The following is a 23,140-nucleotide window of genomic DNA, read 5'->3' on the forward strand; positions in this document are numbered from 1 at the left end:
GGGTATCGCGACTATGACATAAGCTGCTGATGGATAAAGCCAATGTGCAGCTGAACGCCAATTGGCAGGACATCTTCATCAAGACGGAAGTGCGGATTATGCAGGCTCCAGCAGGTGCCTTTTTCCTCATTTCCCGAACCGATAAACAGGAAGCATCCGGGGATAACCTGCTGGTAGGCTGAAAAATCTTCACAGCCAAACATGGGATGCGGCATTATTTTCAACGCGTCGGCGCCCAGCGTATCCACCACATTTTTTGCGGCAAAACGACAGGCATCCGGGTGATTGAAGCCCAGCGTGTAACCCTTTGTCCATTCCAGCTTGTAGCTGGCCCCAACCGCCGCCGTCATGCCACCAAGCATCTGTTCCATCATTTTTGGGATTTCAGTGCGGGTGTTTTCACTCAGCGTGCGCAGAGTTCCTCTGAGATGCGCGGCATCCGGAATAACGTTGTAGCCCCCATCAGCTAAAAAACTGGCGATGCTAAGTACGGCACCCTCGTTAGGGTCAAGTCTGCGTGAGACGATTTGCTGCAGCTCCTGAACTACCCCGGCACCTAACACCACGGGATCGCACGCCGTATGCGGCAGAGCAGCATGCGAGCCTTTCCCCTGCAGAATCAGATCGAAATTATCACTGGCCGCGCTGAAAACACCTTCGGTGAAACTGACGGTACCGGTAGGAAAAGCCGGCATCACGTGCAGACCAAAAATCATCGAAACCCCATTAAGCACACCCAGAGAAACCAGTTCCTGTGCCCCACCCGGCGGCACCTCTTCCGCATGCTGAAAAATAAATCTCACGGTTCCGGCAATCTGTTGTTGCAGCTGGCACAGTACCCAGGCCGCTCCCATCAGCATAGCCGTATGCGCATCGTGACCACAGGCATGCATGACGCCCGCATTACGCGAGGTAAAAGGCTCCTGGTTCAGCTCGTGGATCGGCAGGGCATCCATATCAGCACGTAGCGCTATGCAGGGGCCAGGACGCGCCCCTTTTAACTCGGCCAGCACGCTGTTAGGTGTGGGACGGCTAAGGGTTAATGCACCCCATTGCTGAAGCTCGCTGGCGACGTAATCCGCAGTTTTTTGCTCATGAAAAGAGAGCTCGGCATGCTCATGAATATGTCGACGCCATTGCAGTACTCGTGGGGTGATATCTTTAATCAGTGACGCAGTTTGAGATTTCATAGTTACTCCTGTAACGGTGAAAAAGCAGCCAGAGCCGACTACCGGGCAGTGAAGCCAGTCACCCCATCCGTCACTCGCGTTCACCCGGTCAATCGCCGGGCCAACAGCCGTAGAAAACGTATTTCATGGGTAGGGTGAATAGGGTGATAAAAACACAAATCAGTGCAAGGTCTGTGGCGAACCGTGCCAAAACGGCCCTCTTACAACGGGCTTACAGATCCCTCTCAAGACAATAAAAACGACAGTCGCTCCTTTTCTCACTATGCTGAAGCGAGACAACATGACACAACACAAGACAGCCAGGTCAAGCTGTGCTACAAACGGTGCTGTATTATTATTCTGGCATTGCAATGCATGGTGAAAACGGGACAACAGGATGAGCCAGACTCTTAACGGTATGGCCCGTTTGATTTTCCTATGGGAAGCGCCTGACAGGGAACTCCTTCCCTGTGTACCCGAAATATTTCAAAAAGCAGTTAACATTTCTGCAACCTGAGTGATAAAAGGGTATATTTAGGCACGATTACAATAAGAGGATAACAGCGAATGGTTCTCGGCAAACCGCAAACAGACCCAACCCTCGAATGGTTCCTGTCACATTGCCATATTCACAAATATCCATCCAAAAGCACCTTGATCCATCAGGGTGAAAAGGCAGAAACCCTCTACTACATCGTCAAAGGCGCAGTAGCGGTGCTGATCAAGGATGAAGAAGGCAAAGAAATGATTCTTTCCTACCTCAATCAGGGCGACTTCATTGGCGAACTGGGCCTTTTCGAAGAGGGCCAGGAGCGAAGTGCGTGGGTGCGCGCTAAAAGTGCCTGTGAAGTAGCTGAAATCTCCTATAAAAAATTCCGCCAGTTGATTCAGGTTAACCCTGACATTCTGATGCGTCTTTCTTCGCAGATGGCACGCCGTCTGCAGGTCACTTCTGAGAAAGTGGGTAACCTCGCCTTCCTTGACGTAACCGGTCGTATTGCACAAACCCTGCTTAATCTGGCCAAACAGCCGGATGCCATGACCCACCCGGATGGCATGCAGATCAAGATCACCCGCCAGGAAATCGGCCAGATCGTTGGCTGTTCTCGTGAAACCGTGGGGCGTATTTTGAAAATGCTGGAAGATCAAAACCTGATTTCCGCGCACGGTAAAACTATCGTGGTTTACGGTACGCGCTAAGCGGTTGTGGATCTGTGGCGCGACAGCCTGGTCGCGCCTTTTTTTTCTGTGGTATTGGGCATGTGGCGGAGAATCATCTATCACCCTGAAGTGAACTATGCACTGCGACAAACGCTGGTGCTGTGCCTGCCGATAGCCGTTGGCTGGCTGTTGGGCGATCTTCGACAGGGTTTACTCTTCTCATTGGTTCCCGCCTGCTGTAACAACGCCGGTCTTGATACTCCCCATAAACGTTTTTTCAAGCGCCTGATTATCGGCGGCAGCCTGTTTGCCTTCTGTAGTTTTATGATCCTGTATGCCGGAGAACAGGGCGTACCGCTGCCGATCATCATGCTGGTGATGGCACTGATGCTGGGCGTCACTGCGGAAATCAGTCCGCTGCATGGCCGTCTGCTGCCCGCCTCGCTCATTGCCGCCATTTTTACCCTCAGCCTTGCCGGAAGAGTTCCCCTCTGGCAACCGCCGCTGCTCTATATTCTCGGTACCATCTGGTACGGGCTGTTTAACTGGTTGTGGTTCCGCCTGTGGAAAGAGCAGCCGATGCGTGAAACGCTTAGCCTGCTGTATCGCGAGCTGGCCGACTACTGCGAGGCGAAATATACGCTGCTGACCCGGCTGACCGACCCGCAGACGGCCCTCCCACCGCTGCTGGCGCGCCAGCAGAAAGCGGTGGATTTGATTAACACCTGCTATCAGCAGATGTATATGCTGGCCGCCAGCCAGGATAACCACTATCAGCGGCTAACGCGGGCCTTTCAGGTGGCACTGGATCTACAGGAACACATTTCCGTCAGCCTGCATCAGCCGGAAGAAGTGCAAAAACTGGTGGAACAGAGCCACGCCGAAGCGGTGATCCGCTGGAATGCGCAAACCATTGCCGCCCGGCTGCGAGTGCTGGCCGATGACATTCTCTATCATCGCTATCCTGAACGTTTCACCATGGATAAACCATTGCAGGCGCTGGAGAAAATCTCCCGGCAGAATAAAGACAATCCGGTGGGTAATTTCTGCTATTACCATTTCAGCCGCATCGCCCGTGTGCTCCGCACCCAGCGGCCGCTGTATCGACGCGATCTGATGGCGGATCGCCAGCGTCGGCTACCGCTGATCCCGGCGCTGAAGAGCTACCTGTCGTTGAAATCTCCGGGCCTGCGCAGCGCCGCACGCTATGGCGTGATGCTTGCCTTTGCCAGCTCGCTGGCGCTGTTTTTCAATCTGCCCAAGCCCTACTGGATACTGATGACGGTGATGTTCGTCAGCCTCAATGGCTACGGCGCCACTCGGGTTCGCATCCAGCACCGGGCAATGGGAACCCTGGCCGGGCTGGTGATTGCCGCCGTTATGCTGCGCCTGCACGCGCCGGAATCGGTGATGCTGCTGGTTATGCTGGCCCTGACGCTAATCGGTAATCTGTTTATCCGTAAATTCTACGGCTGGGCCACGATCGGTTTTACCATCACCACGGTATTCACGCTGCAACTGCTGTCGCTCAACGGTGTGCAGCTGCTGATACCGCGCCTGATGGATACGCTGATTGGCTGTCTGATTGCCTTTGGTGGCATGATCTGGCTGTGGCCGCAGTGGCAGAGCGGGCTGTTAAGGCAGAATGCTCACGATGCGCTGGAAGCCTATCAGGAAGCGCTGCAGCTTTTACTGGGACAGGAACAGGAACCGGCAAAACTGGCCTGGCAGAGGATGCGGGTCAATCAGGCCCACAACGCGCTGTTTAACTCACTGCATCAGGCGATGCAGGAACCAAACTTTAATGCCAGCTATCTGAAGGATATGCAGCTGTGGGTGACCCACAGCCAGTTTATTGTCGAACACATTAATGCCATGACGATTCTGGCGCGCGAGCACACCATGCTCACGGAATCACTGGCACAGCGCTATTTGCAGTCGTGCGAAATCGCACTGCAGCGCTGCCAGCAGCGCCTGGAATATGACGGCCCCAGCTCAGACAGCAACGTACTGGAAGCGCCGGAAGATTTTCATCAGGGTCCGGTGACCATCCTGGAACGGCACGTGAAGCGTATTCTCGGCCACCTCAGCACCATGCACACTATCTCGTCGCTGACCTGGAGCCAGCGCCCGCATCAGGGGCACTGGCTGTCCCGGCGTTTACGTAAGTCGCCCTAGCCTAAAACTTTTTCTACCGCTGCCGCAAAGCGCTTCATCCCTTCGGTAATATCCGCAGGATCGATAACCAGCGATGGCGCAAAGCGCATCACGTCCGTACCGGCCACCAGCACCATCACCCCTTCAGCCGCGGCGGCATTCAGAATGTCGCGCGCTTTACCGGCATGCTGCGGCTTCAGCGCGGCACCGATCAGCAGCCCCATTCCACGGATTTCGCTGAACAGATCCAGTTTGGCATCCAGCGCCTGCAGGGCATCAACAAACAGCTGACGCCGCTGCGCCACGCCGTCCAGCACCTCTGGCGTATTGATAATATCCAGCGCCGCTTCCGCGACCGCACAGGCCAGCGGGTTACCGCCGTAGGTGGTGCCGTGCACGCCAGGGGCCATCACCGATGCGATCTCGTTGGTGGTCAGCATCGCACTCACCGGGAAGCCGCCGCCCAGCGCTTTCGCCGTGGTGACGATATCCGGCTTCACGCCGTAATGTTCACAGGCAAACAGCTTGCCGCTGCGGCCCATTCCACTCTGTACTTCATCCAGTACCAGCAGCGCATTATGCTCATCACACAGCTGACGAAGCCCCTGCATAAATTCCTGAGTCGCAGGCGTTACGCCGCCTTCGCCCTGGATTGGCTCCACCACGATGGCGCAGGTGTGATCGTCGATAACCGCTTTGACCGCCGCCAGGTCGTTAAACGGCACATGGACGATGTCGGCAGGTTTCGGCCCAAAGCCGTCGGAGTACTTCGGCTGTCCACCGACGGAAACGGTAAACAGCGTGCGGCCATGGAAAGCGTTATGGAAGGCGATGATCTTGCTTTTAAACGGGCTGTGGCGCTGGGTAGCGTAATAGCGCGCCAGTTTGAATGCCGCTTCATTGGCTTCTGCACCGGAGTTAGCAAAGAACACGCGCTCAGCGAAGGTAGCCGCAATCAGCTTGCTGGCCAGGCGCAGGGCAGGTTCGTTGGTGAAGACATTGCTGGTATGCCACAGGGTTTCACCCTGGGTTTTCAGCGCTTCAACCAGTGCCGGATGGCAGTGACCGAGCGCCGTTACCGCAATACCACCGGAGAAATCGACGTACTCTTTCCCTTCCTGATCCCAGATGCGGCTCCCTTTTCCTTTTACCGGAACGAACTGCGCTGGTGCATAAACAGGCAAAATCACTTCATCGAATGTTGCCCGCGTTACCGCTAATTTTTCCGCTGCCATCAACCACCTCGCCGTTTAATCTTTGCATTAATGTGAAAATATAGTCATGAAATATGCATAAAAAATCAAAAAAAGGCAAACACTAACTCAGTAACGCAGGAAATTTTCCAGCAGCTGATGCCCCTGCTCGCTCAGGATACTTTCCGGGTGGAACTGCACGCCTTCCAGCGGCAGCGTACGGTGGCGAAATCCCATAATTTCATCCGGCTGGCCGTCGCGCAGCGTCCAGGCCGTCAGCTCAAATTCATCCGGCAGCGTCCCGGTCTCTACAATCAGCGAATGATAGCGGGTGACGGTCAGCGGATGATTCAGCCCGGCAAAAACGCCGCCGTCGTTATGCTCAATGGCCGATGTTTTGCCGTGCATCACCTGACGAGCACGAACCACTTTGGCACCAAACGCCTGGGCGATCGCCTGATGCCCCAGGCAAACGCCAAGTACGGGCAGCTTGCCAGCAAAATGACGGATCGCCGCCAGTGAGATGCCCGCTTCGTTGGGCGTACACGGACCGGGGGAGATAACCAGATGTTGAGGGGCCAGAGCGGCAATTTCAGCCAGCGTAATATCGTCGTTACGGCGAACGATGACCTCGGTGCCCAGTTCAGAAAAATACTGGTAGAGGTTCCAGGTGAAGGAGTCGTAATTGTCGATAAGCAGCAGCATGGCGAATTCCGGTAAACGATTTACGCCGCTATTTTACGGATTTTACGCCGTTTCGCTTATCTCTTTACTGTGCGGAAGATGAGGCAAAAACCTGAATCAGCCCCGCAGACCGATTCAGGCACAGTGCGTAAGCTTACGGCAGAACTTTGGCGGAGAGGATCACCACCGGAGTCACCGGCACATTCTGGTAAGGGCCGACATTCTGGGTTGGCACCTGGGCAATCTTATCAGCCACATCCATACCTTTAACCACTTTACCGAACACCGCGTAGCCAAAGTCCCGCTGGCCGTGGTCAAGGAAGGCGTTATCCGCCACGTTAATAAAGAACTGGCTGGTTGCGCTGTCTTTTTCTGCTGTACGCGCCATAGAAATGGTACCGCGTTTGTTCAGCAGGCCGTTATCCGCTTCATTTTTGATCGGAGCGTTAGGCTGCTTCTGCTGCATATCAGTGGTGAAGCCACCGCCCTGCAGCATAAAGCCCGGGATCACACGATGGAATGTGGTGTTGTTGTAAAAGCCGCTGTTGACGTAATCAACAAAGTTTTTTACCGAAACAGGGGCTTTCTGATTATTCAATTCCAGCTCAATGCTACCTGCTGAAGTGGTCAGCAGTACATGTGTATCCCCTTTCGCGGCGAATGCAGAAGCAGAGATCGATGACAGTGCGAGAACTGCCGCCACCGCGGTCAAAGTACGTTTCAACATGAAATATTCCTTACTGAGGGCAATAAGCCATAAATGCAACGCTGATTGTAAATAGGCACTTACCAACGCGCCAGCGTTTTACCTTTATTTACTCAGGAAGACATGGCTGTAAAAGTAAATGACCAATGAATAAATGTGACAAAAATCACACTAACAATGAAATTCGATAATTATTATTTCATTAAATATTCATGCAGATCACGAATATGGTTAAACTCCTACGGCATATCTCAGGTACCTCGCCTGAGAAACTTCCTTCCAGACAGGTTTCCACTATGACAAATCGCGATCGAATCGGACTTACCTGGATCAGCTTCTTCTCTTATGCGTTGACCGGTGCAGTGGTTATCGTTACCGGTATGGTACTGGAGAATATAGCAGAGTACTTCCAGCTTCCCGTGGCTCAGATGAGCAACACCTTTACATTCCTTAACGCCGGGATACTGCTGGCCGTATTCCTTAACGCCTGGCTGATGGAAATCGTGCCGCTGAAGCGCCAGCTGATGTTCGGCTTCGTACTAATGGTGCTGGCAATTCTGGGGCTGATGACCAGCCACAGCCTGAGCGTCTTCTCGCTCTGCATGTTCGTGCTGGGCGTGGTGAGCGGTATTACCATGTCGATCGGTACCTTCCTGATCACCCATCTTTATGAAGGACGCCAGCGTGGTTCGCGCCTGCTGTTTACCGACTCCTTCTTCAGCATGGCCGGTACTATCTTCCCGATTATCGCTGCCGCTCTGCTGGCGCGTGCGCTGCCGTGGTACTGGGTGTACGTGTGTATCGGCGTGATCTACGTGGCGATCTTTGTTCTGGCGCTGTGCTTCGAATTCCCGGTACTCGGCAAAAAAACGGCCAGCGGCGAGCCGGTCAAAAAAGAAAAATGGGGCGTGGGCGTTGGCTTCCTGGCGGTTGCCGCTCTGTGCTATATCCTCGGCCAGCTGGGCTTTATCGGCTGGGTTCCGCAGTATGCGACCAAAAGCATGGGCATGGATATCGGCCAGGCCGGTAGTCTGGTGGGCAACTTCTGGACCGCCTATATGGTTGGCATGTGGGCGTTCAGCGCCATCCTGCGCTTCTTCGATCCGCAGCGCATCGTTACCCTGCTGGCCCTGCTGGCTACCGCACTGATGTACTGGTTCATCACCACCACCGACGCCTCAATGCTGAAATGGATCATGCTGAGCCTGGGCTTCTTCTCCAGCGCTATCTACACCACCATCATCACCCTGGGTTCCCTGCAGACCAAAGTCTCTTCACCAAAACTGGTGAACTTTATTCTGACCTGCGGCACCGTAGGGACCATGCTGACCTTCGTGGTCACCGGCCCTATCGTGGAAAAAGGCGGCGCTCACGCAGCACTGGCAACGGCTAACGGCCTGTACGCGGTGGTGTTTGTGATGTGTCTGCTGCTGGGCTTCGTCAGCAAGCACAAGCTGCATGGCCATATGAACTCGCATTAATTCTCGACCCTTAATGCAGCTAAAAAGCCGGTGTCTGTGCACCGGCTTTTTTTATATTTCATTCCGGTAAATCATCCGTTACCCCTCCTCAATACCCGACCGACTTTCCTCTCACGTTAAAAATCATAAAAGCTATGATTTCATAATGTTATGTAGCTAACATTTTTTTTGCCACCTACCCACTAATGGGTATTTGCCGGGGGGGATTGATACACATCAATAACCGCGATATCTGAGCGGTTATCGTACGACCAGAATCTTATTAATGAGGCAAAGCATGAGTATCAAACTCGCCATCATTGGCAACGGTATGGTCGGCCACCGCCTGATCGAAGAACTGGTGGAAAAGTCACAGCCCGGACAGTTTGAGATCACTGTCTTTTGCGAAGAACCTCGCGTGGCCTACGACAGGGTCCACCTTTCCGCTTACTTCTCTCACCACACCGCTGAAGAGCTGTCGCTGGTGCGGGAAGGTTACTATCAGAAGCACGGCATCAATATTCTGATTGGTGAGCGCGCTATCCTGATTAACCGCGAAGAGAAAGTGATTCACGCCAACAGTGGCCGCCTGGTGCCCTATGACAAGCTGGTGCTGGCTACCGGTTCACGCCCGTGGGTGCCACCGATCCCTGGTGCAGAAGGTGCAGACTGTTTCGTTTACCGCACGATTGAAGATCTGAACGGCATTGAAGCCTGTGCCCGCCGCAGCAAACGCGGTGCGGTCGTCGGCGGCGGCCTGCTGGGGCTGGAAGCCGCTGGCGCACTGAAAAACCTCGGCATTGAAACTCACGTTATCGAATTTGCCCCGGTGCTGATGGCTGAACAGCTCGATCGCATGGGCGGCGAGCAGCTAAGACGTAAAATCGAGAGCATCGGCGTGCAGGTGCATACCGGGAAAAATACCCGGCAGATTGTGCATCACGCCCCCAGAGGTAAAACCCTGCAGTTTGCCGATGACAGCCAGCTCGAAGTCGACTTCATCGTCTTCTCCACCGGCATCCGCCCACAGGATGCGCTGGCAAGACAGTGCAATCTGGCTACCGGTGCGCGCGGCGGCATAGTGATTAACGACAGCTGCCAGACCAGCGATGCGGATATCTATGCCATTGGCGAGTGTGCCTCATGGCGTGAGCATGTCTATGGTCTGGTCGCACCGGGCTATAAAATGGCGCAAATCGCCGCCGACCATCTGTTAGGCGGCAGCAGCCACTTCGAAGGCGCGGACATGAGCGCCAAGCTCAAGCTGCTGGGCGTGGACGTGGGCGGTATCGGCGATGCCCACGGGCGGACTCCCGGCGCACGCAGCTACGTTTATCTCGATGAGAGTAAAGAAGTCTATAAACGCCTGATCGTCAGCGCGGATAACAAAACGCTGCTGGGCGCGGTGCTGGTAGGCGACACCAGCGACTATGGCAACCTGCTGCAGCTGGCGCTGAATGCGATCGAACTGCCGGCCAATCCGGATGCGCTGATTCTGCCTGAACACGCCGGAGCCAAACCGTCGATTGGCGTTGAATCGCTACCGGACAGCGCGCAGATCTGCTCCTGCTTTGACGTCACCAAAGGCACGATCGTCCAGGCGGTACAAAACGGCTGTCACAGCGTTGCCGCGCTGAAGGCGGAAACCAAAGCCGGAACCGGCTGCGGTGGCTGTATCCCGCTGATCACTCAGGTGCTGAATGCGGAACTGAGCCGCCAGGGCATCGAGGTAAACCATCATCTGTGCGAACACTTCCCGTGGTCACGCCAGGAGCTGTATCACCTGATCCGCGTCAATAACATCCGGTCGTTTAATCAGCTGATTAACAAATATGGCAAAGGCTACGGCTGTGAAGTGTGTAAGCCAACGGTGGGATCGCTGCTGGCATCCTGCTGGAATGAATATGTGCTGAAGCCGGAACATACGCCATTGCAGGACAGTAACGACCTGTTCCTCGGTAATATTCAGAAGGACGGCACCTACTCGATTATCCCTCGCTCGGCGGGCGGTGAGATCACGCCAGAGGGTCTGATGGCGATCGGCAACGTTGCCCGTCAGTACAACCTGTACACCAAAATCACCGGTTCACAGCGTATTGGCCTGTTTGGCGCACAGCAGGACGATCTGCCGGCCATCTGGGAGCAGCTGATTGCCGCCGGGTTTGAAACCGGTCACGCCTACGCCAAAGCGCTACGCATGGCGAAAACCTGCGTGGGCAGCACCTGGTGTCGTTTCGGCGTCGGTGACAGTGTCGGCTTCGGCGTCGAGTTGGAAAATCACTACAAAGGCATCCGTACGCCGCACAAGATGAAATTCGGTGTCTCCGGCTGTACCCGCGAGTGTGCCGAAGCACAGGGCAAAGACGTGGGGATTATCGCCACCGAAAAAGGCTGGAACCTTTACGTCTGTGGTAACGGCGGCATGAAGCCCCGCCATGCCGACCTGCTGGCCGCCGATCTCGACCGCGATACGCTGATGCACTATCTGGACCGCTTTATGATGTTCTATATCCGCACCGCCGATAAGCTTCAGCGCACTTCGGTGTGGCTGGATAATCTGGAAGGCGGTATCGACTATCTGCGGCAGGTGGTGATTCACGACAAACTGGGTATCAACGCGCAGCTGGAAGAAGAAATCAATCGTCTGCGCGCGCAGGTAGTTTGCGAGTGGACTGAAACGGTTAATGATGCGCAGCAGCGCGCTCGCTTTGCCCACTTTGTTAACAGCAGCGCACGCGATCCGCTGGTTCAGATGGTGTCGGAACGCGAGCAGCATCGTCCTGCTCGGGTGCAGGAACGCATTGAGATTATCCAACTGGAGGAAAATGTATGAGCCAGTGGCAGGAGATTTGCCCGTTGACCAGTATTCTGCCCGCAACCGGCGTTTGCGCGCTGGTTGGTAGCCAGCAGATTGCCATTTTCCGCCCGGGTGAAGATGAGCAGGTGTTCGCGTTAAGCAATATCGACCCGTTTGCCCACGCCAGCGTGCTGTCGCGCGGTATCATCGCCGAGCACCAGCAGGAGCTGTGGGTGGCCAGTCCGCTGAAAAAACAGCGTTTCCGCCTGCGCGATGGCCTGTGCATGGAAGATGAAAGCCACTCAGTTCCGAGCTATCCGGCTCGGATCAGTCACGGAATGATTGAGATAAACCTTGCGGCGGAAACCTCCGCCGCCTGACACATCCCTTACCGGCCGCACGCACCTTCGCATGCGGCCATCCTGCCGTTTTCTTTTGTGAGTCTTTATGGATTTTCTTCCTCTGTTCTGTCAGCTGCGTGATAAGCCCTGCCTGCTGGTTGGCGGTGGCGACGTCGCCGAGCGTAAAGCCCATCTGCTGTTGGCGAGCGGTGCCCGCCTGCGCGTCTGCGCCCGTGAGTTTTCACCGCAGTTCCAGCTCTGGCAGCAGGCGGGTAAAGCCACGCTGATTACCGATCCGTTTAGCCCGTCGTTGCTGGATGACTGCTGGCTGGTGATTGCCGCCACCGACGATGAGGCGCTGAACCAGCGGGTCAGCCAGAGTGCCGACGCGCGGCGGATGTTCTGCAACGTAGTCGATGCGCCGCAGAGCGCCAGCTGCATTATGCCGTCGATTATCGATCGGTCTCCGCTGATGATCGCCGTCTCTTCCGGCGGGAATGCGCCGGTCATGGCCCGGATGCTGCGTGAAAAGCTGGAAGCCCTGCTGCCGCTGCATCTTGGCAGGCTTGCAGCCTGGGGCGGTGCTCAGCGGCAGCGGGTTAAACAGCAGTTCAGCAGCGGGCAGCGCCGCCGCTTCTGGGAAAAACTGTTTAACCATCAGCGGCTGGCGCAGTCGCTGGCCAACGGCGACAGCCAGCAGGTAGAGCGGCTGAGCGAACAGTTATTTAACGAACCGCTGGAGCAGCGGGGCGAAGTGGTGCTGGTCGGCGCCGGCCCGGGTGATGCCGGGCTGCTCACTCTGAAAGGACTGCAACAGATCCAACAGGCCGACGTGGTGGTTTACGATCGTCTGGTATCCGATGAGGTGCTGGCCCTGGCGCGACGCGACGCTGAACGCATCTTTGTCGGTAAACGCGCGGGGCACCACTGCGTTCCCCAGCAAGAAATCAACCAGATCTTGCTACAGCAGGCGCAGAGCGGCAAACGGGTGGTTCGTCTTAAAGGCGGCGACCCGTTTATCTTTGGCCGCGGTGCGGAAGAGCTGGAGGCCCTACAGGGGGCCGATATCCCCTTCTCCGTGGTGCCAGGTATCACCGCCGCATCGGGCTGTTCGGCCTATAGCGGCATTCCGCTGACCCACCGTGACTACGCACAAAGCGTACGGCTGGTCACCGGCCACCTGCAGCAAAACGGCGAGCTGGAGTGGCAGCATCTGGCCGCAGAGCGGCAAACTCTGGTCTTTTACATGGGGCTGGCCCAGGCGGCAGAAATACGTCAGCAGCTGATCGCACACGGTATGTCACCGCAGATGCCGGTCGCACTGGTAGAAAACGGCACGTCTACGAGGCAGCGTGTGGTCTCAGGTTCACTGGCTGAGCTGGCAGAATTGGCTGAAGAAGTGGAAAGCCCGGCGCTGATTATCGTCGGCGAGGTAGTGGCACTGCGCGAGCAGCTGAGCTGGTTCTGACAAACAAAAACGGGTGGCAGGAAGCCACCCGTTTTTATATTCAGGATTACGGCTGGGCGACGAAGCCGACGGCAGCGTAAACCTTTTTCAGGGTTTCCTGCGCACGAGCACGGGCTTTCGCCGCACCGTCACGCATAATCTGATCGAGGAAGGCTTCATCGTTGCGATAACGATGATAGCGCTCTTGCAGCTCACTCAGCATACCGGATACCGCATCCGCTACGGCCCCCTTCAGGTGACCATACATCTGACCGTCGAACTCTTTTTCCAGATCGGAGACGGACTTACCGGTAACGCCAGCCAGAATATCCAGCAGGTTCGAGACACCCGGCTTGTTTTTCACATCGTAACGTACGACAGGTGGCTCATCGCCATCGGTCATCGCACGCTTAATTTTTTTCACCACCGACTTCGGATCTTCCAGCAGGCCGATGACGTTATTACGGTTGTCATCAGATTTGGACATTTTCTTGGTCGGTTCCAGCAGCGACATCACGCGCGCACCTGATTTCGGAATAAACGGCTCAGGAACCTTGAAGATATCACCGTAGATGGCGTTAAAGCGTGCGGCAACGTCACGGCTCAGCTCCAGATGCTGCTTCTGATCTTCACCCACCGGCACCTGGTTGGTCTGATACAGCAAAATATCTGCCGCCATCAGCACCGGATAATCAAACAGCCCGGCGTTAATGTTCTCTTCATAGCGCGCGGACTTGTCCTTGAACTGGGTCATACGGCTCAGTTCACCGAAGTAGGTGTAACAGTTAAGAATCCAGCCCAGCTGAGTGTGCTCCGGCACGTGCGACTGCACAAAGATAGTGCTTTTCTGTGGGTCGATCCCACAGGCAAGGTATAGCGCCAGCGTATCCAGCGTTGCCTTACGCAGCGCAACGGGGTCCTGGCGTACAGTAATCGCGTGCAGGTCAACAATGCAGTAAACACAGTGATAGTCATCCTGCATCTGTACCCACTGACGCAGCGCTCCCATATAGTTACCGATGGTCAGTTCACCTGAAGGCTGTGCGCCGCTAAATACAATGGGTTTCATGTTTCCGTCCTGATAATTACAGCCCTAACGCGGGCATTAAATCGTTAAAGTGATCGAGCGTGATGTCAGGCTGACTGGTGGCTACGGGCTCACCGTAGTTGTAGCCGTAATTCATGCCGATACAGGGACATCCTGCCGCCTGTGCCGCCAGAATATCATTGCGGGAGTCCCCTACAAACAGCAACTCACCGGGTAGCAGACCAAATTTTCCCAACACCATAAACAGCGGCGCAGGATGTGGTTTTTTGGCGGCGACGTCATCTCCGCCGATAACCAGCGAGAAGTAGTCCGCTATACCTAAAGACTGCAACAGCGGTGCGACAAACGGCGTCGGTTTATTCGTGACGATCGCCATCGGCAGATTCTGTGCCGCCAGCTTTGCCAGCGTCTCCTGCACATGGGGATAGAGCAGGCTACCGCTTTCTACGGTGTCGGCGTAGTGCTTATCAAACAGAATGCGCGCTTCACGCAGCGCCTCTTCACGCGGGGCGTGGCCCTGCGCCCAGTTCAGGGCGCGCTCGATAAGTATGTCGGCACCGTTGCCAATCCATGTCGAAACACGTTCTATCCCTGCCGCAGGCAGCCGCAGCTCGGTTAAAGCCGCATCAACTGCACTTGCCAGCCCCGGCGCACTGTCCACCAGCGTACCGTCGAGATCGAATGCCAGTGCGCGAATATCAGTGAAATGAGCCATGGCGGGATTTGTCCAGTTCAGTGCGCATATCGTCGATCACTTTTTTGTAATCGGGATGACCAAAAATTGCTGAACCGGCCACAAACATATCGGCACCGGCCGCTGCAATTTCGCCAATGTTATCGACCTTCACGCCACCATCGACTTCCAGGCGGATATCGTAGCCGCTGTCGTCAATCAGTTTACGAACCTCACGCAGCTTGTTCAGCGTACCGGGGATAAACGACTGACCGCCGAAGCCAGGATTTACCGACATCAGCAGAATGATGTCCAGTTTATCCATCACGTACTCAAGAATGCTGAGCGGCGTAGCCGGATTCAGCACCAGACCCGCTTTACAGCCGTGCTCTTTGATAAGCTGCAACGTGCGATCGACGTGTTCAGAGGCTTCAGGGTGGAAGGTGATGTAGTTAGCGCCCGCTTTGGCAAAATCAGGGATCAGACGATCGACCGGCTTAGCCATCAGATGCACATCGATTGGCGCAGTAATGCCATAATCGCGCAGGGCTTTTAAGACCATCGGTCCCATCGTCAGGTTGGGAACGTAATGATTATCCATCACATCGAAATGTATCACATCACCACCGGCAGCCAGCGCCTTCGCCGTATCTTCACCCAGGCGGGCAAAATCTGCTGCAAGGATTGATGGGGCGATTAAAAACTGTTTCATCCGTTTCTCCCAGGCTAAACCCCTGATAGCCGTGGCGGCAGCCGATGCGACTGCCGCCCGGGCCAAAGGGTCAGATCATTGTTGTTCACCGGCCAGCATAGAGCGCCAGTAATTCACTCACTTTACTCCGCGTGTTGCCACTGCGGCTAATCGAGCGGCGTACCTCAATCTCATGCAGTACCGCTCCCTGATACCAGTTCCGCGTGAGCGGCGTATCATGGTTAGAAATCAGCACCGTAATACTACTGTCCTGTGACAGTGTAGAAGCCAGCTCGGCAAGATGCTGCTGTTCACGCAGGCTGAAGCTGTTCGTGTGATAAGCCGTAAACTTAGCGGTAGCCGAAAGAGGGGCATACGGCGGATCGCAATAGACTACCGAGCCCGTCTTCGCCTTAGCCAGGGTAACATCATAAGATTCACAAACAAAGGTGGCATTCTGCGCACGTTCGGCAAACCAGAACAACTCGGCTTCAGGGAAATAAGGTTTACGATAGCTGCCAAACGGCACGTTGAATTCGCCGCGCAGGTTATACCGACACAGGCCGTTGTAGCAGTGACGATTAAGATACAGAAACAGCATCGCCCGGCGATACGGGTCCTGGCTGAGGTTGAACTCCTGCCGCCGGGCGTAGTAGACGACTGAGTCATTCGACTCAATTGTAAACAGCTTACGCACATCCTCAACAAAAGCATGGGGACGTTCCTTGACAATATTGTACAGGTTGATCAGGTCGCTATTGATATCAGCAAGGATATAGCTTGGATAGTGGGTGTTAAGGAATACCGATCCGGCACCGACAAACGGCTCGATCAGGCAATCACCTTCTGGCAGATGGCGTCTAATATCGTCAAGCAATGGATACTTGCCGCCTGCCCACTTAAGAAAAGCGCGATTCTTTTTCATGCCGTCGTTAATTTTTTACTCATCAGGCTGTGGCTACACCGACAGCATATCTGCGCTTTAAAAGGTCTGCGTGTCGTCACACACTCACACTTCATGAATAGCCGGGTTACCCCGGCACGGGATTAATTTCCTGCTTCTTTTTTAACCTGGCTCACCGGTTTTACCCAGGGATTTTGAGCTCGTACTTCAGCAGGCAGTGATGCCACTGCGCGTTTCGCATCAGCGGACGTATTATAGGAACCACTAACCAGGACATACCAGGGTTGCCCGTTACGCGTTGTCTGATACACGTGATAGCCGCTCAGGTTCTGTTTTCTCGCCCATGCGTTTAACGTGTCAGATCGCGAGGCACTGCTCAGCTGTAACGTGTAGTTACCACCGGGTTTAGCCGCACTGGAAACGCTGGTCGGTGTTTGAGCTCGCGGTGCAGCACTATGGCTGGCGGTCGCGGAAGGCTTACTTTCCTTAACTACCGGCTTAGCTGCTGAAGGTTTGCTGTGTACGGCAGCAGGTTTATTCTGCGGCACGGCGTTTTGATGCGGAACATTGGCAGTTTTGGTCGCAGCAGGTTTGCTGCCGGAACCCCCAACAGTGGCCTGCCCGGTAGGTAACGAAGACGAACCGATTCCGGCTTGAGAAGCCGCATCAACCTGCCCCTGCTGATTGTTCAGGGCGTTGTTAAGGTCACCAGGCAGCTCAACGCGCTGTTGATTCTGTGGTGTCTGCAACGGTGCAGCTTCAGTCGGCGTCGATGAAATTTGCGGAGCGCTAAGTTCCTGTGGGGACGAAGATTGACCAGCAGAGTTCGGCTGGCCAGCAGTTTGCCCACTCATGGAAGACGTACCGGAAAGATCGATATTTTTCTCACTACCTGAACGCCCACCGGCAGCAGGCTGCTGAGCCGTCTGGCCACCCGGCGCATCCGGGGTTTTCAACGCTGAACCAATACCCAGCACCAGGAGCAGCAGCACCAGAATACCCACGCCCATCATCATATGCTGACGTGAAACAGGGACTTTCGGTAGTGAAGACGTTTTGCGCGACCGCGGTGGTCGGCGGTCGCTGGTGTCAGGTTTCAACTCGTCTTCCGGTTTAAACTCGTCCATTTAGCCTCCTCCCATAGAGCGGTTACGCCGTTCACATCCTTTGAAAGGCGATAACTTCAGAATAGCAGCCATCAGGCCGATCTGATAATAACATTAAGAGTCAAGGCTTTTGGCAATCCTGAATGGATGCCAGCACCATATCATGCGGTACTCCGCTGCGCACTTCGGCTTTACCGATAGCGAGAGGTAACACCAGACGTAGTTTGCCTGCCAACACTTTCTTATCACGCATCATATGCGGCAAATAGTCTTCAGCAGCCATACTTTCAGGGCCATTGACCGGCAATCCGGCGCGCTGTAACAGTGCGATAATACGGTCGGTATCCGCCGGGTCGAACTGCCCAAGACGTTCGGCATTTCGTGCCGCCATCACCATTCCGGCAGAGACTGCTTCACCGTGTAACCAATTACCATAGCCCATATGCGCTTCAATCGCGTGACCGTAGGTGTGGCCTAAATTCAGCAACGCCCGCAGCCCGTGTTCATGCTCATCGGCGGCGACCACTTCGGCTTTCAGCTCGCAACAGCGGCGAATACAGTACGCCATTGCGCTGCCATCCAGAGCCAGTAGCGCATCCAGATTCTCTTCAAGCCAGCTGAAGAATTCGCCGTCAAGAATGATGCCATATTTGATCACTTCCGCCAGCCCGGAAGAGAGCTCACGTGACGGTAGCGTCTTCAGACAATCCAGATCAACCACCACTGCAGCGGGCTGATAAAACGCCCCAATCATATTCTTGCCCAGTGGGTGGTTAACGGCGGTTTTACCGCCAACGGAAGAGTCTACCTGTGCCAACAGTGTGGTAGGGACCTGGATAAAACGCACGCCACGCTGATAGCTGGCTGCGGCAAATCCCGTCAGATCGCCAATAACACCACCACCCAGTGCGATGAGGGTCGTATCGCGGCCATGAGGTTTTTCTAATAGAGCGGTGAATACCTGGTCCATAACGGCCAGACTTTTAAACTGTTCGCCATCGGGCAGGATAACCTGATCGACAACCACGCCAGCCCCTTCAAGGCGCTTGCGCATTGCATCAAGGTAAAGAGGGGCCAGCGTTTGGTTTGTCACCAGCATGGCCATATCGCCAGCCTTAAGCGGCCAAAAAGAAGCCGGATCTGCAAACAACCCGGCGGCGATAGTGATGGGGTAGCTACGTTCCCCAAGAGTAACGGTAATCCTCTCCATGACGCTGTATCACCTTTTCTGCTTTGCCCGCAGGCGAACAATCAGAGCATTAATCAGCTCTTTTCCAACATGTTGATAATTTGGTTAGCCACCACTTTCGCGCTCTGATCGTCAGTGCGAATTGTCACGTCGGCAATCTCCTCATACATTGGATTGCGTTCGCCAGCTAATGCTTCAAGCACTTCACGTGGTGGAGAATCAACCTGCAACAGCGGGCGCTTTTTGTCGCGCTGTGTCCGTGCCAGCTGTTTCTCGATAGTGGTTTCAAGATAAACGACTACACCGCGAGCAGAAAGACGATTGCGCGTTTCACGAGATTTGACGGAACCGCCACCTGTCGCCAGCACAATGCCCTGCTTTTCAGTTAGTTCATTGATAATTTTTTCTTCGCGATCGCGGAAGCCTTCTTCGCCTTCAACGTCGAAAACCCAGCCTACATCCGCTCCGGTACGTCGCTCAATTTCTTGATCGGAATCGAAAAATTCCATATTGAGTTGCTGAGCCAACTGACGCCCAATAGTGCTTTTGCCGGCACCCATAGGCCCAACCAGAAAGATATTGCGTTTCTCTGCCATTTTTTCGGTATTACTAAGACAATTCGTGGATGATACCCCGCCTAAACCAGACAGGACATGAACTGAAACCTCATGAGCTAAAGTGCGAGAGTCAGACGAAAAATTATCTCAACACTGAAGGGGTTTTGGCAACCGATTAAATTTACCTTGCTCATTGCACGCAGTAATCTGGCACGTTTCAGTCCGCTTCATTTATCAGCCGGATATGGTTGCATCGGCTACGCCGTTTGCGCGCGATAAAAAACGGTTATAATGTATTCGCTACTTAAGGCCACAGGCCTGATATTCAAAATCGCTAAACCTTGTAAGCTAATTCAGCCCTTGCGTCAAACGCAACCGTAACCAATTCAGGAAAAAACATACTGCCTATGTTTTTTGTCGCAAAAATCCTTAATCACTTCGAATTAGCCGAGGTGTGATGAAGATCACTAATTCTCTCCTTTTCTGCTCCCGTACGCTGTGACGGAACAGCCCACCCAGCAACGGAATTTCCCCCAGTAGCGGAACCCGAGTCTGCCCGGTGGCACTCTGCTGCTGGAAAATACCCCCCAGCGCCAGCGTCTGCCCGTCCTTTAACGCCACCTGCGTATCGATTTCCTGTTTATCAATCGTCAGCACCTCGTTTTCACCGCTGCGCATGGTGCGGCCCGGCACATTCTGGCTGATGTGCAGCTTCAGTAAAATCCGGCCGTTACCCTGAACTACGGGCGTCACTTCCATCCCAAGCACCGCTTCTTTAAATTCCATGGTCGTTGAACCACTATTACCGGTAGCCACTTCGTAAGGGATCTCAGTTCCCTGCTTAATGCTGGCCGTTTGCTGATGGGAAGTGAACAGCCGCGGACTGGCGATAATATCAGCCTGGTGTTCACGTTCCAGCGCGCTTAATTCCAGATCCAGCAGCCGGCCGTCCAGCTTCGCCAGGGTCAATCCCAGCATACCTGCGGGGCGCGCAACGCCAAGATCCACGCGAAGCTGGCTGGCGCGCAGCGCACCGGCGACCTGCTCTTCACCATTCAGCCCCCAGTTCACACCCAGTTCCCTCAATCTCTCTTCGCTGATAGTGACAATCTGCGCAGCAATCTCAACCTGTTCCAGAGGCACGTCCAGCTGCTGCAGCCAGCGGATGGTTTGATCCAGCGCCTTCCGGGTATCGCGAAGCAAAAGCGCATTGGTACGAGTATCTAAGGTCACACTGCCACGTGCGGTCATCAGCCTGCTGCGCTCATTTTGCAGGCTGGTATTTAACGCAGCAGCATCGGCATATTTGAACATCACCGTCTTCGTATGCAGTGGGCTGTTCAGCTCTGCGGCTTCTCGCTCTGCCTCGGCGCGCTGCTGTTTCTCCTGTTCACGCTCTTCCGGGAACACCAGCATCACGTTGCCTTCCCGTTCAATACTGAGCCTGCCCATTTTCATCACCAGCTCCAGTGCCTGCTGCCATGGAACATCCTGCAGCCGCAGCGTCAGCGAACCGTCTACTTCAGGGGCCACCATCAGGTTCAGCTGCTGGTACTCTGCCAGAGCCTGTAATACCTGGCCTATCGGCGCATCTTCAAATACCAGAGAGATGGGCGCTGCGCCTCTGCAGAACCCACTAACCAGAATCAGCCCCCACGCGATTTTCCTTAACATGATTTTCTCCTTTAAATGTCAGCTTCTGCGGTGGATGGCAGGCCTGTTCATCTGTCAGGGTGATGCCTCGCAGATCGATATGCTTAACCTGCCACCCCGCACCGGCAGGCCAATCGTTAACGCTGACGTGCAACCGCTTTCCTGAAAGAGAGATCAGCCAGCCCTCAAAGCGATCTGGCCGCCCGATAATGCCCTGAAGCCGCCACGGCACCGTAACCGCATTGCCTGCCGGGCAATGCCCCGCACCGGCCGGTAAAAACGGGTCCCTTGCCCCGACATCCATCGCCAGAAGTAAAAACAGCAGTGCGCTAAATTTCATAATGAAGTTGAATCAGCAAATGTAACCGTGGAGATTGCCCCTCTAGCGTCATCAAAGGGATCGTTACCGCCGGTCTCAACGTCATCAGATAACCGAGAAGATCGGTAAACTGCTGCCAGCGAAGAGAAATCGACAGTTCACCGCCGCGTTCATTCGGTTGCCAGTGTTCAAGCTCCCCGCCGCAGGCTGCCAGCAGTGCAGGTAAAGAGAAATGATGGTTATCTTCCACAGCAGCCTGCTCACCCAGCTGTTCAATCTGTTGTTCCAGCGTTGAAAGCGGCGGCAGCCGGCGCAGTACCGCAATTCGCTGCTGATAGCGAGATACAGACTCATCGGCCTGTTTGTCCAGCCGGTGCGATTTTTGCCCGGCCGGATATAGCCAGAACTGCCACATCAGCAGTGCCATTAGTGCCCCCACGCCGATAACGCTGAACATGTGAAGCCGGATATCCGCTTCCAGCCACCCCGCCAGCCAGCGATTACTCATTGTTCCAATCCTTGTTACCCAGCGTGAGTTGCATGCTGAAACTCACATCGGCAGACGGCTCACGACGAAGAGCGCCAAGCTTTACGGACGGTATTTCCTGTTGCTGATGCAGCCGGTCGCGAAAATGATGAAGCTCGGCGATGCTGCGGCTGAACCCCTTAAGTGAAACGCTCTGCTGATGCTTCTCCAGGCCTTTCAGCCAGATATTCTGCGGGATTTCCGCACTCAGCCGCTGGATAAACGCCGACCATCGGGAAAGATCCTGCCGCTTTAACATCTGCTGTCGTTGTGACTCTCTCAGCTGATCGAGCCGCTTTTGCGCCGCCAGAGTACGATTGTGCAGAGCAGCAACATCCTGCTGTATGACGGGCCATAAGCTGAGCAGCACCGCTCGCTGATGATTAAGCCGCTGCTGCCAGTATCCGTTTTGCATACCGAGGAGAATCAGCGCCAGCATCAGCGCTCCCAACAGCCGCCATTTCTGCCAACGCTGCCGCTGTCGGCGGTCTCGCCAGGGCATCAGATTAATGCAGACCATCAGCGATCCTCTGGGCGCATTGCCAGCCCTGCTGCAATGGTATAAGCCCCACCGCAGACCGGCAGCGGCGGCTGAAGGAATTGCAAGGCGGCAAAGGGGGAAAGCGCCGTGGTCCCTTCCGGCGGCGCATCATCCAGCGCAGAGCTGTACCAAACCGCGCTCTGCGGCGGCAGGTAGCGCTGCTGAAGTGCAGAAAAATCCGGAATATCTTCCCGCGGGCACCATCCCCAGGGGCGCTCAGCATGCTGTGGCGAATACCACAGCCAGTGGTCGCTCAGCCGATGAACCAGCGAAGCATCGGGTGCCAGCGTCAGTGCCCGGGCCAGCACGGAGAGCGCCGACGGCGTCAGGTCCATCACATCCGGAACCAGCCCAACCTGCTGCAGGCAGTCCAGCCAGCCCTGTAGCGCTTCCCGGCGGGTTGCGGTTAACGTCAGCTGGTTTTCGCCCCCGTCGCTCAGGCGAAAATCCAGCGCCAGTGCTTCCGGTTCAATCGGGAAAAAACGCTTTGCCGCCGCGTGAATATAGTCACTACGCGCGGCTTCACGCAGGTGTGTAGCGGGCAGGCTAAGCTGGCGCTGCATCACCAGCTGGGGCGGGAATCCTACGCGCAGCGCAATCCGCGATGGCAGCAACCTGCGCCAGCGCTGCAAAATGGAGATGAGGATCTCTGGCCGTTGCACCAGGCCATTTCTTAACGTATCTTGCGGCAACGTATGCTGCCACCAGTGGCGCAGCTGCCAGCCGTTGCGGCGGCGCTGGATAGCGATGGCGCAGAGCTGCCCGTTTTGTATATCCAACCCGACCTGCCATGTCTGAAAAGCCATTGACGAAATCTC

At 55.1% G+C, this 23,140-nt stretch carries 22 protein-coding genes; 6 read left to right on the forward strand and 16 right to left on the reverse strand.

Annotated features, from left to right (window positions below; genetic code table 11):
- Window positions 1–11 precede the first annotated feature (11 nt).
- Window positions 12–1,190: an amidohydrolase gene (locus JOE09_RS24300; RefSeq protein WP_205067646.1), complete on the reverse strand. Its 1,179-nt coding sequence runs from the start codon at window positions 1,188–1,190 to the stop codon at window positions 12–14.
- A gap of 546 nt (window positions 1,191–1,736) precedes the next feature.
- Between JOE09_RS24300 and crp the strand changes: the two genes are divergently transcribed.
- Together crp and JOE09_RS24310 are read left to right on the forward strand one after the other, a co-directional pair.
- Entirely contained in the window at window positions 1,737–2,369 is a 633-nt protein-coding gene (gene crp, locus JOE09_RS24305; RefSeq protein ID WP_048917664.1) for a cAMP-activated global transcriptional regulator CRP, read from the forward strand.
- Between the two features lie 60 nt (window positions 2,370–2,429).
- Window positions 2,430–4,508: a YccS/YhfK family putative transporter gene (locus JOE09_RS24310; protein WP_205067647.1), complete on the forward strand. Its 2,079-nt coding sequence runs from the start codon at window positions 2,430–2,432 to the stop codon at window positions 4,506–4,508.
- On the opposite strand, the gene argD is transcribed toward JOE09_RS24310, so the two are convergent.
- The 3 genes from argD to ppiA form a co-directional block, all read right to left on the reverse strand.
- Window positions 4,505–5,722, reverse strand: a complete 1,218-nt coding sequence (gene argD / locus JOE09_RS24315) for a bifunctional acetylornithine/succinyldiaminopimelate transaminase (RefSeq protein ID WP_205067648.1) — start codon at window positions 5,720–5,722, stop codon at window positions 4,505–4,507. The genes JOE09_RS24310 and argD overlap by 4 nt on opposite strands.
- An 87-nt stretch (window positions 5,723–5,809) precedes the next feature.
- Complete coding sequence (locus tag JOE09_RS24320) at window positions 5,810–6,385, reverse strand: aminodeoxychorismate synthase component II (protein ID WP_205067649.1); 576 nt, start codon at window positions 6,383–6,385, stop codon at window positions 5,810–5,812.
- A gap of 133 nt (window positions 6,386–6,518) precedes the next feature.
- The gene (gene ppiA, locus JOE09_RS24325) at window positions 6,519–7,091 is read right to left on the reverse strand and encodes a peptidylprolyl isomerase A (RefSeq protein WP_105594028.1); all 573 of its coding nucleotides are present in this window, start codon (window positions 7,089–7,091) and stop codon (window positions 6,519–6,521) included.
- Between the two features lie 275 nt (window positions 7,092–7,366).
- Here ppiA and tsgA point away from each other — a divergent pair, with 275 nt between their 5' ends.
- From tsgA to cysG, 4 genes are all read left to right on the forward strand, one after another.
- Window positions 7,367–8,551: an MFS transporter TsgA gene (gene tsgA, locus JOE09_RS24330; protein ID WP_105594029.1), complete on the forward strand. Its 1,185-nt coding sequence runs from the start codon at window positions 7,367–7,369 to the stop codon at window positions 8,549–8,551.
- A 277-nt stretch (window positions 8,552–8,828) separates the two neighbouring features.
- Window positions 8,829–11,363 (forward strand): nitrite reductase large subunit NirB, encoded by a 2,535-nt coding sequence (nirB, locus tag JOE09_RS24335; protein ID WP_205067650.1) that lies wholly within the window; start codon window positions 8,829–8,831, stop codon window positions 11,361–11,363.
- A complete protein-coding gene (gene nirD / locus JOE09_RS24340; protein ID WP_205067651.1) occupies window positions 11,360–11,707 on the forward strand; it encodes a nitrite reductase small subunit NirD in 348 nt (115 codons plus the stop codon). The genes nirB and nirD overlap by 4 nt, the downstream gene beginning before the upstream one ends.
- A gap of 67 nt (window positions 11,708–11,774) precedes the next feature.
- Window positions 11,775–13,136, forward strand: a complete 1,362-nt coding sequence (cysG, locus tag JOE09_RS24345) for a siroheme synthase CysG (protein ID WP_205067652.1) — start codon at window positions 11,775–11,777, stop codon at window positions 13,134–13,136.
- Window positions 13,137–13,182: 46 nt separating this feature from the next.
- Here cysG and trpS read toward each other — a convergent pair whose 3' ends face one another.
- The 12 genes from trpS to pilM form a co-directional block, all read right to left on the reverse strand.
- Window positions 13,183–14,184 (reverse strand): tryptophan--tRNA ligase, encoded by a 1,002-nt coding sequence (trpS, locus tag JOE09_RS24350; RefSeq protein WP_205067653.1) that lies wholly within the window; start codon window positions 14,182–14,184, stop codon window positions 13,183–13,185.
- Window positions 14,185–14,200: 16 nt separating this feature from the next.
- Window positions 14,201–14,878, reverse strand: coding sequence for a phosphoglycolate phosphatase (locus tag JOE09_RS24355; protein ID WP_205067654.1), 678 nt, complete (start codon window positions 14,876–14,878; stop codon window positions 14,201–14,203).
- Complete coding sequence (gene rpe / locus JOE09_RS24360; protein ID WP_200546730.1) at window positions 14,862–15,548, reverse strand: ribulose-phosphate 3-epimerase; 687 nt, start codon at window positions 15,546–15,548, stop codon at window positions 14,862–14,864. The genes JOE09_RS24355 and rpe overlap by 17 nt, the downstream gene beginning before the upstream one ends.
- Before the next feature lie 85 nt (window positions 15,549–15,633).
- Window positions 15,634–16,452: an adenine-specific DNA-methyltransferase gene (dam, locus tag JOE09_RS24365; RefSeq protein ID WP_205067655.1), complete on the reverse strand. Its 819-nt coding sequence runs from the start codon at window positions 16,450–16,452 to the stop codon at window positions 15,634–15,636.
- 122 nt (window positions 16,453–16,574) lie between these two features.
- A complete protein-coding gene (locus JOE09_RS24370) occupies window positions 16,575–17,558 on the reverse strand; it encodes an SPOR domain-containing protein (RefSeq protein ID WP_205067656.1) in 984 nt (327 codons plus the stop codon).
- A gap of 100 nt (window positions 17,559–17,658) precedes the next feature.
- The gene (gene aroB, locus JOE09_RS24375; RefSeq protein WP_200546733.1) at window positions 17,659–18,747 is read right to left on the reverse strand and encodes a 3-dehydroquinate synthase; all 1,089 of its coding nucleotides are present in this window, start codon (window positions 18,745–18,747) and stop codon (window positions 17,659–17,661) included.
- A 53-nt stretch (window positions 18,748–18,800) separates the two neighbouring features.
- Window positions 18,801–19,322 (reverse strand): shikimate kinase AroK, encoded by a 522-nt coding sequence (gene aroK, locus JOE09_RS24380; RefSeq protein ID WP_105594039.1) that lies wholly within the window; start codon window positions 19,320–19,322, stop codon window positions 18,801–18,803.
- 390 nt (window positions 19,323–19,712) lie between these two features.
- On the reverse strand, window positions 19,713–20,957 hold the full coding sequence (hofQ, locus tag JOE09_RS24385) for a DNA uptake porin HofQ (RefSeq protein ID WP_205067657.1): 1,245 nt from the start codon (window positions 20,955–20,957) through the stop codon (window positions 19,713–19,715).
- Window positions 20,920–21,276 (reverse strand): HofP DNA utilization family protein, encoded by a 357-nt coding sequence (locus JOE09_RS24390; protein ID WP_205067658.1) that lies wholly within the window; start codon window positions 21,274–21,276, stop codon window positions 20,920–20,922. The genes hofQ and JOE09_RS24390 overlap by 38 nt, the downstream gene beginning before the upstream one ends.
- Window positions 21,266–21,763 (reverse strand): HofO family protein, encoded by a 498-nt coding sequence (locus JOE09_RS24395; RefSeq protein ID WP_205067659.1) that lies wholly within the window; start codon window positions 21,761–21,763, stop codon window positions 21,266–21,268. Before JOE09_RS24395 ends, JOE09_RS24390 begins: the two co-directional genes overlap by 11 nt.
- Window positions 21,756–22,301, reverse strand: coding sequence for a PilN domain-containing protein (locus tag JOE09_RS24400; RefSeq protein WP_205067660.1), 546 nt, complete (start codon window positions 22,299–22,301; stop codon window positions 21,756–21,758). Before JOE09_RS24400 ends, JOE09_RS24395 begins: the two co-directional genes overlap by 8 nt.
- A complete protein-coding gene (gene pilM, locus JOE09_RS24405) occupies window positions 22,301–23,128 on the reverse strand; it encodes a type IV pilus biogenesis protein PilM (RefSeq protein WP_205067661.1) in 828 nt (275 codons plus the stop codon). Before pilM ends, JOE09_RS24400 begins: the two co-directional genes overlap by 1 nt.
- Window positions 23,129–23,140 lie beyond the last annotated feature (12 nt).

It is taken from the genome of Pantoea coffeiphila (genome assembly GCF_016909495.1).
Lineage (GTDB): Bacteria > Pseudomonadota > Gammaproteobacteria > Enterobacterales > Enterobacteriaceae > Erwinia > Erwinia coffeiphila.